This window comes from Streptomyces sp. NPDC053079 (assembly GCF_044546695.1).
GTDB lineage: Bacteria > Actinomycetota > Actinomycetes > Streptomycetales > Streptomycetaceae > Streptomyces.
Window position 1 is genome coordinate 420288 of record NZ_JBITZJ010000004.1, and the last position, 12342, is coordinate 432629.

Genomic DNA, 12342 nt, shown 5'->3' on the forward strand with positions numbered 1-12342 from the left:
TTGGCTTCGGTACATGAGCGACAGCACGACGACCGTGACCACCTGGTCCATGGAGCAGACCTCGCCGGCCGACCTGCGGCCCGCCCGCGTTCCGGACGCCTCGTCCGGGATCCGGATCGAACGGGCGGAGGTGCCCTCGCCGGAGTTCAGTCGTTTCCTCTATACGGCCGTGGGCGGGGACCTGAGCTGGACGGACCGGCTGCCGTGGTCGTACGAGCAGTGGCGCGCCCATCTGGAGCGGCCCGGGGTCGAGACGTGGGTGGCGTACGAGCACGGGACGCCGGCCGGGTACATCGAGCTCGACCCGCAGCCGGAGGGGGCCGTCGAGATCATCTACTTCGGTCTGATGGGGCAGTTCCAGGGCCGCGGCATCGGCGGGCACCTGCTGGCGTTCGGCACGGCGCGGGCCTGGGACCTGGCCGTTCGCTGGCCGGAGCGGGAGCCCACCAAGCGGGTCTGGCTGCACACCTGCAGCAAGGACGGGCCGCACGCGGTGGCCAACTACGAGCGGCGCGGCTTCCGTGTGTTCGAGACGAGGACCGAGGAGGAGCCGGACGTCCCCGTGCCCGGTCCCTGGCCCGGCGCCCGCTAGCCGCAGGGCGGGCACGGCCCGCCGGAACAGAAAGCCGTCCCATTATCCGGGACGGCTTTTCTCATCATACGGACAACAGTGGACTGGCCGAAGAGCGCCGTGCCACGCTTCCCCCATGTCCCGTGCTGGAATCGCCTTGGTGAGTCGGCGTCACGTCGATCTCTGCCGCATGTCCAGCGCCATCTGTCCGGCGGGCTGACAGTCACAGCACCACCGCCGTTCCACCTCTCGTCGCCACTGCCGCCGACGGGGTCTCTCCCTACCCCTTTTCCCATGCCTTTCTTATGCACGCATGCGGACTTTAAGGACATTTCGCCATGGCTGACTCCCCTTCCGCCTCACCCGCCGCCCCGCCCCGGCGCAAAACCGGCCGCCACCGAGGCGAGGGCCAGTGGGCCGTCGGCCACTTCACGCCCCTGAACGCCAACGAGCAGTTCAAGAAGGACGACGACGGTCTCAATGTGCGGACACGCATTGAGACGATCTACTCCAAGGCCGGCTTCGACTCCATCGACCCCAGCGATCTGCGTGGTCGTATGCGCTGGTGGGGCCTGTACACCCAGCGCAAGCCCGGCATCGACGGCGGCAAGACGGCCGTCCTGGCTCCGGAGGAGCTGGACGACGAGTTCTTCATGCTGCGGGTGCGCATCGACGGAGGCCGGCTGACCACCGCGCAACTGCGCGTCGTCGGCGAGGTCTCCGAGGAGTTCGCGCGCGGCACCGCCGACCTCACCGACCGGCAGAACATCCAGTACCACTGGATCCGCATCGAGGACGTACCGGAGATCTGGCGGCGGCTGGAGGCCGTGGGCCTGTCGACGACCGAGGCCTGCGGCGACACGCCCCGGGTCATCCTCGGCTCGCCGGTCGCCGGGATCGCCGAGGACGAGATCCTCGACGGCACCCCGGCCATCGAGGAGATCCACCGCCGCTTCATCGGCAACCCCGACTTCTCCAACCTGCCGCGGAAGTTCAAGTCGGCGGTGTCCGGCTCACCGCTGCTGGACGTGGCGCACGAGATCAACGACGTCGCCTTCGTCGGCGTCCGGCACCCCGAGCACGGCCCCGGCTTCGACCTGTGGGTGGGCGGCGGCCTGTCCACCAACCCCAGGATCGGCGTCCGGCTGGGCGCCTGGGTGCCGCTGGAGGACGTCGCGGACGTCTACGGCGGCGTCATCGGCATCTTCCGCGACTACGGCTACCGGCGGCTGCGCAACCGCGCCCGGCTGAAGTTCCTCCTCGCCGACTGGGGTCCGCGCAGGTTCCGGCAGGTGCTGGAGGAGGAGTACCTTGGCCGCCCGCTCACCGACGGACCGGCCCCCGCCCAGCCCGTGGAGCGCTGGCGCGACCACGTCGGCGTGCACCGGCAGAAGGACGGCCGCTTCTACGTCGGCTTCGCCCCGCGCGTCGGCCGCGTCGACGGCGCCACCCTCACCAAGATCGCGGGCCTCGCCGAGGAGCACGGCTCGGGCCGGCTGCGCACCACCGCCGAGCAGAAGATGATCGTCCTCGACGTGCCCGGGGAGCAGGTCGCCTCGCTGGTGGCGGGCCTGGAGGCGCTGGACCTGCGGGTCGGCCCCTCCCCCTTCCGGCGCGGCACGATGGCCTGCACCGGCATCGAGTTCTGCAAGCTCGCGATCGTGGAGACCAAGGCGCGCGGCGCCTCGCTCATCGACGAACTCGAGCGCCGCCTCCCGGACTTCGACGAGCCCCTCACCATCAACGTCAACGGCTGCCCGAACGCCTGCGCACGCATCCAGGTCGCCGACATCGGCCTCAAGGGCCAGCTGGTCGTCGACGACGAGGGCAACCAGGTCGAGGGGTTCCAGGTGCACCTGGGCGGCGCCCTGGGCCTGGAAGCCGGATTCGGCCGCAAGGTGCGGGGGCTGAAGGTGACCTCGGCGCAGCTGCCCGACTACGTCGAACGCGTCCTGCGGCGCTTCCAGGAGCAGCGCGCGGACGGCGAGCGCTTCGCGCAGTGGGTGACGCGGGCCGATGAAAAGGACCTCTCATGAGTGAGCGTGCCGCGCCCTTCCACTGCCCGTACTGCGGTGACGAGGACCTGCGCCCCGGCGAACAGGGCCACGGCGCCTGGGAGTGCGGCGGGTGCAACCGGGCCTTCCGGCTCTCGTTCCTCGGGCTCCTCGCCCGGGGCCTGGCCAAGGGGGCCGTCGATGAGCGGACTTGAGGAGATGGCCGGGCGGGCGGGCCGCGAGCTGGAGGACGCGCCGGCGCAGGAGATCCTGCGCTGGGCGGCCGAGACCTTCGGGGAGCGCTTCTGCGTGACCTCCTCCATGGAGGACGCGGTGGTCGCCCACCTCGCCTCCCGCGTCCTGCCCGGCGTCGACGTGGTCTTTCTGGACACCGGCTACCACTTCCCGGAGACCATCGGCACCAGGGACGCCGTGGCGGCCGTGCTGGACGTGCGCGTCATCACCCTCACCCCACGCCAGAGCGTCGCCGAACAGGACGCCGCGTACGGGCCGGGGCTGTACGAGAGGGACCCCGACCTGTGCTGTGCGCTGCGCAAGGTGCGGCCGTTGGAGGAGGGACTCGCCTCCTACGACGCCTGGGCGACGGGACTGCGCCGCGACGAGTCCCCGACCCGGGCGGGCACCGCGGTCGTGGGCTGGGACGCCCGCCGGCAAAAGGTGAAGGTCTCGCCGATCGCCCGCTGGACGCAGGCCGACGTGGACGCCTATGTCGCGGAACACGGAGTGCTCACCAATCCTCTGCTGACGGAGGGGTATGCCTCCATCGGATGTGCGCCCTGCACCCTGCCCGTCGCGGCCGGCGAGGACGCGAGGGCCGGCCGGTGGGCCGGGCGCGGCAAGACCGAGTGCGGGTTGCACGGATGACACGAGACGGGGAGCGGGACATGAGTGGGGCCACGGTTTGGCTCACCGGGCTGCCGAGCGCGGGCAAGACGACGATCGCCCGTGCGCTGGCGGGACGGCTCAGTGACGAGGGGCACCGGGTGGAGGTGCTGGACGGGGACGAGATACGGGAGTTCCTCTCGGCCGGTCTCGGCTTCTCCCGCGAGGACCGCGACACCAATGTGCAGCGGATCGGCTTCGTCGCCCGGCTGCTGGCCGCGCACGGCGTGACCGTGCTCGTACCGGTCATCGCGCCGTACGCGCACTCGCGCGAGGCGGTCCGCAAGCGCCATCAGGAACACGGCACCGGATATGTGGAGGTGCACGTGGCGACGCCGGTGGACGTGTGCTCCGTGCGGGATGTGAAGGGCCTGTACGCGCGGCAGGCGGCGGGCGAGCTGTCCGGTCTGACGGGGGTGGACGACCCGTACGAGGCGCCCCTCGATCCGGACCTGCGCGTCGAGGCGCACGAGCAGAGCGTCGAGGAGTCGGCGGCGGCCGTGTACGAACTGCTGGCCGGGCGGGGGCTGCTGTGAGCGGGAGCCCCTACGCCCTGACGCACCTGGACTCGCTGGAGTCCGAGGCGGTGCACATCTTCCGCGAGGTGGCGGGGGAGTTCGAGCGGCCGGTGATCCTCTTCTCCGGCGGCAAGGACTCGATCGTCATGCTGCACCTGGCGCTGAAGGCGTTCGCGCCGGCGGCGGTGCCGTTCTCGCTGCTGCACGTGGACACCGGCCACAACTTCCCCGAGGTCCTGGCCTACCGCGACCGCACGGTGGCCGAGCACGGCCTGCGGCTGCACGTGGCGTCCGTACAGGACTTCATCGACGACGGCCGGCTGCGCGAGCGCCCCGACGGCACCCGCAACCCCCTGCAGACCGTCCCCCTGCTGGACGCGATCGCCGCGCACCGCTTCGACGCCGTCTTCGGCGGCGGCCGCCGGGACGAGGAGAAGGCGCGCGCGAAGGAGCGGGTCTTCTCGCTGCGGGACGAGTTCGGCGGCTGGGATCCGCGCCGACAGCGCCCGGAGCTGTGGCAGCTGTACAACGGCCGCCACTCCCCCGGTGAGCACGTGCGGGTCTTCCCGCTGTCGAACTGGACCGAGCTGGACGTGTGGCAGTACATCGCCCGGGAGAAGATCGAGCTTCCGGCCATCTACTACGCCCACGAGCGCGAGGTGTTCGCCCGGGACGGCATGTGGCTGGCGGCGGGCGGGTGGGGCGGCCCCCGGGAGGGCGAGCGGACCGAGAGACGGCTGGTGCGCTACCGCACGGTCGGCGACATGTCCTGCACCGGGGCCGTCGACTCCGGCGCGGTGACGATCGAGGAGGTCATCGCCGAGATCGCCGCGTCCCGGCTCACCGAGCGGGGCGCGACGAGGGCCGACGACAAGCTGTCGGAGGCCGCGATGGAGGACCGCAAGCGCGAGGGGTACTTCTAGCCATGAGCACATCGATCGACCCGGCGGCGACCTCGCTGCTGCGCTTCGCCACCGCCGGCTCGGTGGACGACGGCAAGTCCACGCTGGTGGGCCGGCTGCTGCACGACTCCAAGTCGGTGCTGTCCGACCAGCTGGAGGCCGTCGAGCGGGCCTCGCGGGGCCGCGGACAGCAGGAGCCGGACCTGGCGCTGCTGACCGACGGGCTGCGCGCGGAGCGCGAGCAGGGCATCACCATCGACGTCGCGTACCGCTATTTCGCCACGCCGCGCCGCCGGTTCGTCCTCGCCGACACCCCCGGGCACGTGCAGTACACCCGCAACATGGTCACCGGCGCCTCGACCGCCGAGCTGGCCGTGGTGCTGGTCGACGCCCGCAACGGCGTCGTCGAGCAGACCCGGCGGCACGCCGCCGTCGCGGCGCTGCTGCGGGTCCCGCACGTGGTGCTCGCCGTCAACAAGATGGACCTCGTCGACTACGCCGAGCCCGTCTTCGCCGCCATCGCCGGGGAGTTCACGGCGTACGCCGCCTCGCTGGGCGTGCCCGACGTCACCGCGATCCCGATCTCGGCCCTGGCCGGCGACAACGTGGTGACCGCCTCGGCGCACATGGACTGGTACGGCGGCCCGACCGTCCTCGAGCACCTGGAGAGCGTGCCCGTCGTCGCCGACCCCACCGGCGACCCGGCCCGCTTTCCCGTCCAGTACGTCATCCGCCCCCAGACGCCCGAGCACCCCGACTACCGCGGCTACGCCGGCCAGCTCGCCTCCGGGGTGCTGCGCGTCGGCGAGCCCGTCACCGTGCTGCCCTCGGGACGGGTCAGCACGATCGCCGGCATCGACGCGCTGGGCGCGAGCGTGGACCTGGCGTGGGCGCCGCAGTCGGTGACCCTGCGCCTGGCCGACGACCTCGACGTCTCCCGGGGCGACCTGATCGCCCCCACCGCCGGCGCGCCCGTCCCCACCCGGGACGTCGAGGCGACCGTCTGCCACGTGGCCGACCGGCCGCTGCGCACCGGGGACCGGGTGCTGCTCAAGCACACCACCCGTACGGTCAAGGCGATCGTCAAGGACATCCCCTCGCGGCTGACGCTGGGCGACCTGTCCCATCACCGCGCGCCCGGCGAGCTGGCCGCCAACGACATCGGCCGCGTGGTGCTGCGCACCGCCGAGCCGCTGGCGCTCGACGCGTACGCCGACTCCCGGCGCACCGGTTCGTTCCTGCTGGTCGACCCGGCCGACGGGACGACGCTGACGGCGGGCATGGCGGGTGCGGCCTTCGCGGCGCCGGCCCCGCGGGCGGCGGCCGACGACGAGGGCTGGGACTTCTGACCATGACCGGGCTCACCCGGGACTTCTTCTCGGCATTCGACAAGGAGGGCGGCCGCATCGGCAGCGGTGTCCTCGGCAGCGGGCAGGGCGGCGTCGGGCGATGTGCGCGCTGACGTCCGTACCCCCCGCCGCATCCCCGTCCCCCCAGCCCCATGTGAACCCGCCGGACGTACCCGCCGTACGCACCGGCCCGCAGAGAGGAACCCCCCTCATGCCTGCCGCCGCACCTCCCCGCCGCCGAGCCCTGGCGGCCGCGGTCGCCCTCCCGCTGCTGACCGGCCTCCTCGGGGCCTGTGGGTACGGATCGCAGAAGGACTCCTCCACCGCCGGCGCGAAGGCCACGGCCGACGGCCGCAAGCTCTCCGCCGACACCGTGCGCATCGGCTACTTCCCCAACATCACCCACGCCACGCCGCTGGTCGGTGAGCAGGAGGGGCTCCTGCAGAAGGAACTGGGCGGCACCAGGCTCAAGTCGACGACCTTCAACGCCGGGCCGTCTGAGATCGAGGCGCTCAACGCGGGCTCCATCGACATCGGCTGGATCGGCCCCTCGCCGGCGATCAACGGCTATGTGAAGTCCAAGGGCAAGAGCCTGCGGATCGTCTCCGGCTCCGCCTCCGGCGGGGTGAGGCTCGTGGTGCACCCGGACCGCGTCTCCTCCCTCGACGACGTCAAGGGCAAGCGCATCGCCACGCCGCAGAAGGGCAACACCCAGGACGTGGCCTTCCTCCACTGGATCGCGGAGAAGGGCTGGAAGGTCGACCCGAGCAGCGGCAAGGGCGACGTCTCCGTGGTCCGTACGGACAACAAGGTCACGCCCGACGCCTTCGCGTCCGGTTCCGTCGACGGCGCCTGGGTGCCGGAGCCGACGGCCTCCAAGCTGGTCTCGCAGGGCGGCAAGGTGCTGCTGGACGAGAGCTCGCTGTGGCCGGACGGAAAGTTCGTGATCACCAATGTGGTCGTGTCGCAGAAGTTCCTCGACGCGCACCCGGACGTGGTCGAGGCCGTGCTGCGCGGATCGGTGCGTACGAACGCCTGGATCGCGGCGAACCCGGACAAGGCGAAGGCCTCGGCCAACGCGGCGCTGAAGAAGCTCTCCGGCAAGGAGCTGCCGGCCCAGGTGCTCGACCCGGCGTGGAAGTCCATCGTCACGACCGACGACCCGCTGGCGGCGACGCTGCGGGCCCAGGCCGACCACGCCGTCGGCGCCGGGCTGCTGGACCGGCCGGACCTGTCCGGCATCTACGACGTGACCCTCCTCAACAAGGTGCTCAAGGCCGAGGGCAAGCCGGCCGTCGACACCGCGAAGCTCGGCAGGCAGTGACCGTGTACACGGCAGTAGGGGCGCGCATGCCCGTCCGCACTCCAGGAGGTGACCGGATGACCCCGGCGTTGACCACCGCGACCTCCGGCACGGCCATCGATGACGACATACCGGCGGCCGTCCGGATCCAGAACGTCCACAAGAGCTTCGGCCGCCCGGGCGCGGACCGGCCCGTGCTCGACGACATCACGCTCGACGTCCGGCCCGGCGAGTTCGTCTGCCTCCTGGGCGCGTCCGGCTGCGGCAAGTCCACGCTGCTGAACCTGGTCGCCGGGCTGGACCGGCCGTCCGCCGGCACCATCGCGGTGCCCGGCGGCCGCCCCGCGCTGATGTTCCAGGAGCACGCGCTGTTCCCGTGGCTGACGGCGGGCCGCAACATCGAACTGGCCCTGCGGCTGCGCGGGGTGCCCCGGGGCGCCCGGCAGGCGGAGGCCGAGCGGCTGCTGGACCTCGTCCGGCTGGGCGGCTCGTACGGCAAGCGCGTGCACGAGCTGTCGGGCGGCATGCGCCAGCGCGTCGCCCTGGCCCGGGCGCTGGCGCAGGACAGCCGAGTGCTGCTGATGGACGAGCCGTTCGCGGCGCTGGACGCCATCACGCGGGACGTGCTGCACCACGAGCTGACCCGCATCTGGTCGGAGACGCGGCTGTCGGTGCTGTTCGTGACGCACAACGTCCGCGAGGCGGTGCGGCTGGGGCAGCGGGTGGTGCTGCTGTCGTCCCGGCCGGGCCGGGTGGTGCGCGAGTGGGAGGTCGGCATCCCGCAGCCGCGCCGCATCGAGGACGCGGCGGTGGCCGATCTGTCGGTGGAGATCACCGAGGAACTACGGGGGGAGATCCGCCGCCATGGCCGGCACTGATACCACCAAGGTCGCCGAGGGCGACCTCGCCGGCCTGGAGGCCGGACTCGACGCGCTGGACGCGGTCCAGATCAAGCGCACCCCGCTGCGGCAGGTGCTGCTGCAGAAGGTGCTGCCGCCGCTGGTGGCCGCGGTGCTGGTGCTGGCCGTGTGGAAGCTGCTGGTCCTGGCGGAGGTCACCGACGACTACAAGCTGCCCGACCCGTCCGCGGTCTGGAGCAGCCTGCGCGAACTGTGGCTGAACGGCACGCTGTTGTCCATCGTCTGGACGAGCGTCTCGCGCGGACTGCTGGGCTTCCTCGCCGCGCTCGCCCTCGGTACCCCGCTCGGGCTGCTGGTGGCCCGGGTGCCGGTGGTGCGGGCGGCCCTCGGGCCGATCCTGTCGGGGCTGCAGTCGCTGCCGTCGGTGGCCTGGGTGCCGGCGGCGGTGATCTGGCTGGGCATCACGGACTCGGCGATGTACGCGGTGATCCTGCTGGGCGCGGTGCCGTCCATCGCCAACGGCCTGGTCTCCGGCATCGACCAGGTGCCGCCGCTGTATCTGCGGGCGGGCCGCACGATGGGCGCGACGGGGGTGCGCGGGGCGCGGCACGTCCTGCTGCCGGCGGCCCTGCCGGGGTACATCGCCGGGCTCAAGCAGGGCTGGGCGTTCTCGTGGCGCTCGCTGATGGCGGCGGAGCTCATCGCCTCCTCCCCGGATCTGGGGCTGGGACTGGGGCAGTTCCTGGAGAACGCCCGCACCGACTCCGACATGCCGGGGGTGCTGCTGGGCATCCTGCTCATCCTGTTCGTCGGCATCGCCATCGACCTGATCGTCTTCAGCCCGCTGGAACGCCGTGTGCTGCGCACGCGCGGGCTGGCGACGCGGTAGGGGCCGGCCGTGGCCCTGCTGATCGTCGCGCACGGCAGCCGCGATCCCCGGCACGCGGCGACGGTCGCCGCGCTGTGCTCGCGCCTGGCGGCCCGGCGGCCCGGGCTGCGCGTGGAGGCGGGGTTCCTGGACTTCTGCGTCCCCGGGGTGCGGGAGGCGCTGGCCCGGCTGGCCGCGGAGGGCGAGCGGGAGGTGGTCGCGGTGCCGCTGCTGCTGACCCGTGCCTTCCACGCCAAGTCCGACGTCCCCGCCGTCCTGGACCGGGCGCGGGCCGCACTGCCCGGTTTGACGGTACGTCAGGCGAGGGTGCTCGGTCCTTCCACGCTGCTGACGGCGGCGCTGGAGCGGCGGCTGTACGAGGCCGGGGTGCGCCCCGGCCAGCGGGGCTCGACCGGGGTCGTCCTGGCCTCGGCGGGCTCCTCCGACCCGGAGGCGAACGCGGTGATCGCTGACATCGCGCGGGAGTGGCGGCACACCGGCTGGTGCGCCGTGCGGCCCGCGTTCGCCTCCGCTTCCCCGCCGCGCACCGAGGACGCCGTGCGGGCGCTGCGCGCGGAGGGGGTCCGCCGGATCGCGGTGGCCCCGTACGCGCTGGCTCCCGGGCGGCTGCCGGACCGCATCGCCGCGGGGGCCCGGGCGGCGGGGGCCGATGTGCTGGCGGAGGTGCTGGGGACGGCTCCGGAGGTCGTCTCGCTGCTGCTGCGGCGGTACGACGACGGACGCCGGCCGCCGCGCCCCGTGGGGGTTGGGCACGGCGACCGTTGGCACGGGACCGTACCAGGGGTCAGCGGGCGGGCCGAAGCTCCGCCTCGATGAGGTCGGCCGCGTAAGGAGTACCGCCCTCCGCCGCGAGCTCGGCCTTCAGCGCCGCCGAGCGCGCGGCCACCGCGGGGTCGCCGGTCAGGGACAGCACCGCCTCCCGCAGCGCCTCGGCGGTGGCCTCCTCCGTCGGCAGGTGCCGGGCGACGCCCAGCTCCTGGAGGATCGCGGCGTTGCCGAACTGGTCGACGGCCTGCGGCACCGCGACCATGGGGACGCCGCACGCCAGGCCCTCCTGGGAGCCGCCCATGCCGGCGTGGGTGACGAAGGCGTCGGCCTGACGGAGGACGGAGAGCTGGGGCACCCAGCGGCTCACCTCGATGTTGGCGGGCACCTCGCCCAGGTCTTCAAGGGCGACGTGCTTGCCGATCTGCAGCACCACGTGCCAACCCGGCAGGTCGCCGAAGGCCTTGACGCACTCGCGGTAGAAGCCGGGCTGCTTGGTGAACGTCGAGCCCAGGGAGATCAGCAGGACCTTCTCCGCGTCAGCCGGGCGCTGCCAGGTGCCCTGGTCCGCGCGGTCGCCCTGGCAGGGCCCGGTGAAGGTGGTGATCGTCTCGTCGACCCGGTCGGCGTGCGGCTGCATGGCGCGCGGGATGACGGCGAGGCACCGGTCGGGGCGGCCCTTGAAGGAGTCGGGGTCCAGGGCGAGGCCGTTGTCCCGCAGCCACTCGGTGAAGCGCGCGTAGTAGGCGGCGCCGCGCGGGGAGCGCTTGATCGGCTCGACCAGCGCGGCCCCGACCTCCTCCGTGTAGCCCTCCCAGGCGACCAGGTTGGGCGACAGCTGGACGATGGGCACGCCCCAGCGGTGGGCGAGGACGCGGGCGGGGTAGGCGGTGATGTCGTACAGGACCAGGTCCGGCTCGTCGCCCTCGTAGGCCTTGATCAGCTGCGGCAGGACATGGACGGCGTCGTTGAAGAACAGCTCGAAGTGGTCGATGAGTTCCGAGCCCCAGGCGTCGGGGTCCTCAGCGGTGGGAAGCGTCGAGTCGTAGATCTTCGGCTCGGCGCCGGTACCGGCCACGAGTTCGGCGAAGGACTCGGGGATGGCGTAGGTGACCCGGTGGCCACGGGCGACGAGTTCGCGGATGACCTCGAGGCTGGGGTTGACGTGGCCGGAGGCCGCGATGCTGAACATGGCGATATGGGCGGGCCGAACGGCGGGGGAAGCAGGCATGGGAGCACCATAAACGAGACGATACGTCTCGTTCAATGGTTTTTTTCGAGCCATCCCTCCCCTGCGGCCTTCCGGCCACCCGGTGCCGCCCCGCTCCCCGCCGGAGGGGACACTTGCCATGACCGGCCCGGGCACGCACGCCCCGGGAACAGCGGGGCACGGAAGGTACGACGTGGTGGTGGACGCGGCATTCACGGAACAACGGGCACGCGAGCTCCTCGCCGCTGCCGGTACACCGCTGCCGGCGGCCGACGCGCGGCTGCTCGCGCTCGGCGAGAACGCGGTCTTCGCCGCCGACGGCCTCGTCGCCAAGGTCGGCCGGGACGCCTCCCTGCGCGAGCGCGCCGACCGTGAGCTGCGCGTCGCCGCCTGGCTCGCGGAGAGCGGCATTCCCGCTGTACGGGCGGCGCAGCCGGCGGCGCTGGTCGCCGACGGCCATCCGGTGACGCTCTGGCACCGGCTCCCGGAGGCCGTGCGCCCGGCGGACCCCGCCGATCTGGCGGCACTGCTGCGGCAGGTCCACGCGCTGCCCGAGCCCGGCTTCGCACTGCCCCGCCGGGAGCTGCTCGGCGGCGTCGAGCGGTGGCTGCGGCTGGCCGGGGACGCGATCGACCCGGCCGACGCGGACTATCTGCGCGAGCGCCGCGACGGGTTCGCCGCCGCGGCCGCCGCGCTGACGCCCCGTCTGACGCCGGGCCCGGTCCACGGCGACGCGCTCCCGCGCAACGTGCACATCGGACCGGACGGGCCGGTCCTGGTCGACCTGGAGACCTTCGCCACCGATCTGCGCGAGCACGACCTGGTCGTGATGGCCCTCAGCCGGGACCGCTACGGGCTGGCCCCGGAGGCCTACCACGCCTTCGTCCACACCTACGGCTGGGACGTACGGGAGTGGGACGGCTGCGCCGTGCTGCGCGGGGCCCGGGAGACGGCGAGCTGCGCATGGGTGGCCCAGCACGCGCCGGGCAACCCGGCGGCGCGCGCGGAGTTCGCCCGCCGGGTCGCCTCCCTGCGGGAGGGCGACCCGGCGGTGCGGTGGTACCCCTTCTGACGTCTT

The 12342-nt window shown here is 72.8% G+C and carries 14 protein-coding genes; 13 read left to right on the top strand and 1 reads right to left on the bottom strand.

The genetic code is table 11. The features are described from left to right. The first annotated feature begins 13 nt into the window (after nucleotides 1-13). The 12 genes from ACIGXW_RS17710 (at nucleotide 14) to ACIGXW_RS17765 (ending at nucleotide 10105) form a co-directional block, all read left to right on the top strand. Nucleotides 14-592 carry a GNAT family N-acetyltransferase gene (locus ACIGXW_RS17710; RefSeq protein WP_399573831.1) on the top strand — a complete coding sequence of 193 codons (579 nt, stop codon included), beginning with the start codon at nucleotides 14-16 and terminating at the stop codon, nucleotides 590-592. Between the two features lie 115 nt (nucleotides 593-707). Beyond that, a complete protein-coding gene (locus ACIGXW_RS17715; protein WP_360907560.1) occupies nucleotides 708-791 on the top strand; it encodes a putative leader peptide in 84 nt (27 codons plus the stop codon). A 118-nt stretch (nucleotides 792-909) separates the two neighbouring features. Continuing rightward, entirely contained in the window at nucleotides 910-2607 is a 1698-nt protein-coding gene (locus tag ACIGXW_RS17720; protein ID WP_399573832.1) for a nitrite/sulfite reductase, read from the top strand. After that, complete coding sequence (locus ACIGXW_RS17725; RefSeq protein WP_399573834.1) at nucleotides 2604-2780, top strand: hypothetical protein; 177 nt, start codon at nucleotides 2604-2606, stop codon at nucleotides 2778-2780. The genes ACIGXW_RS17720 and ACIGXW_RS17725 overlap by 4 nt, the downstream gene beginning before the upstream one ends. Continuing rightward, on the top strand, nucleotides 2767-3450 hold the full coding sequence (locus tag ACIGXW_RS17730; RefSeq protein WP_399573836.1) for a phosphoadenylyl-sulfate reductase: 684 nt from the start codon (nucleotides 2767-2769) through the stop codon (nucleotides 3448-3450). The genes ACIGXW_RS17725 and ACIGXW_RS17730 overlap by 14 nt, the downstream gene beginning before the upstream one ends. A 20-nt stretch (nucleotides 3451-3470) precedes the next feature. Beyond that, nucleotides 3471-4004: an adenylyl-sulfate kinase gene (gene cysC / locus ACIGXW_RS17735; RefSeq protein WP_399573837.1), complete on the top strand. Its 534-nt coding sequence runs from the start codon at nucleotides 3471-3473 to the stop codon at nucleotides 4002-4004. Beyond that, nucleotides 4001-4909 carry a sulfate adenylyltransferase subunit CysD gene (gene cysD, locus ACIGXW_RS17740; protein WP_071965700.1) on the top strand — a complete coding sequence of 303 codons (909 nt, stop codon included), beginning with the start codon at nucleotides 4001-4003 and terminating at the stop codon, nucleotides 4907-4909. Before cysC ends, cysD begins: the two co-directional genes overlap by 4 nt. 2 nt (nucleotides 4910-4911) lie before the next feature. Next, nucleotides 4912-6237, top strand: coding sequence for a GTP-binding protein (locus ACIGXW_RS17745; protein ID WP_360907108.1), 1326 nt, complete (start codon nucleotides 4912-4914; stop codon nucleotides 6235-6237). A gap of 211 nt (nucleotides 6238-6448) precedes the next feature. Next, nucleotides 6449-7561 carry an aliphatic sulfonate ABC transporter substrate-binding protein gene (locus tag ACIGXW_RS17750; RefSeq protein ID WP_399573839.1) on the top strand — a complete coding sequence of 371 codons (1113 nt, stop codon included), beginning with the start codon at nucleotides 6449-6451 and terminating at the stop codon, nucleotides 7559-7561. A gap of 56 nt (nucleotides 7562-7617) precedes the next feature. Next, the gene (locus ACIGXW_RS17755) at nucleotides 7618-8418 is read left to right on the top strand and encodes an ABC transporter ATP-binding protein (RefSeq protein WP_399573840.1); all 801 of its coding nucleotides are present in this window, start codon (nucleotides 7618-7620) and stop codon (nucleotides 8416-8418) included. Then, nucleotides 8405-9289 (top strand): ABC transporter permease, encoded by an 885-nt coding sequence (locus tag ACIGXW_RS17760; protein WP_399573841.1) that lies wholly within the window; start codon nucleotides 8405-8407, stop codon nucleotides 9287-9289. The genes ACIGXW_RS17755 and ACIGXW_RS17760 overlap by 14 nt, the downstream gene beginning before the upstream one ends. 9 nt (nucleotides 9290-9298) lie before the next feature. Next, nucleotides 9299-10105, top strand: a complete 807-nt coding sequence (locus tag ACIGXW_RS17765; protein WP_399573842.1) for a sirohydrochlorin chelatase — start codon at nucleotides 9299-9301, stop codon at nucleotides 10103-10105. Here the strand turns inward: ACIGXW_RS17765 and mgt are convergent. Continuing rightward, a complete protein-coding gene (gene mgt, locus ACIGXW_RS17770) occupies nucleotides 10074-11339 on the bottom strand; it encodes a macrolide-inactivating glycosyltransferase (protein WP_399573844.1) in 1266 nt (421 codons plus the stop codon). The genes ACIGXW_RS17765 and mgt overlap by 32 nt on opposite strands. Before the next feature lie 121 nt (nucleotides 11340-11460). Here mgt and ACIGXW_RS17775 point away from each other — a divergent pair, with 121 nt between their 5' ends. After that, nucleotides 11461-12336, top strand: a complete 876-nt coding sequence (locus tag ACIGXW_RS17775; RefSeq protein WP_399573845.1) for a phosphotransferase enzyme family protein — start codon at nucleotides 11461-11463, stop codon at nucleotides 12334-12336. Nucleotides 12337-12342 lie beyond the last annotated feature (6 nt).

Excerpts from the sequence above, each read along its gene's own strand:
- ACIGXW_RS17720 (WP_399573832.1), top strand. The coding sequence starts at position 910 with ATGGCTGACTCCCCTTCCGCCTCACCCGCCGCCCCGCCCCGGCGCAAA.
- cysC (WP_399573837.1), top strand. The coding sequence starts at position 3,471 with ATGAGTGGGGCCACGGTTTGGCTCACCGGGCTGCCGAGCGCGGGCAAG.
- mgt (WP_399573844.1), bottom strand. The coding sequence starts at position 11,339 with ATGGCTCGAAAAAAACCATTGAACGAGACGTATCGTCTCGTTTATGGT.
- ACIGXW_RS17730 (WP_399573836.1), top strand. The coding sequence starts at position 2,767 with ATGAGCGGACTTGAGGAGATGGCCGGGCGGGCGGGCCGCGAGCTGGAG.
- ACIGXW_RS17760 (WP_399573841.1), top strand. The coding sequence starts at position 8,405 with ATGGCCGGCACTGATACCACCAAGGTCGCCGAGGGCGACCTCGCCGGC.
- ACIGXW_RS17725 (WP_399573834.1), top strand. The coding sequence starts at position 2,604 with ATGAGTGAGCGTGCCGCGCCCTTCCACTGCCCGTACTGCGGTGACGAG.
- ACIGXW_RS17715 (WP_360907560.1), top strand. The coding sequence starts at position 708 with ATGTCCCGTGCTGGAATCGCCTTGGTGAGTCGGCGTCACGTCGATCTC.
- ACIGXW_RS17750 (WP_399573839.1), top strand. The coding sequence starts at position 6,449 with ATGCCTGCCGCCGCACCTCCCCGCCGCCGAGCCCTGGCGGCCGCGGTC.
- ACIGXW_RS17755 (WP_399573840.1), top strand. The coding sequence starts at position 7,618 with ATGACCCCGGCGTTGACCACCGCGACCTCCGGCACGGCCATCGATGAC.
- ACIGXW_RS17710 (WP_399573831.1), top strand. The coding sequence starts at position 14 with ATGAGCGACAGCACGACGACCGTGACCACCTGGTCCATGGAGCAGACC.
- ACIGXW_RS17745 (WP_360907108.1), top strand. The coding sequence starts at position 4,912 with ATGAGCACATCGATCGACCCGGCGGCGACCTCGCTGCTGCGCTTCGCC.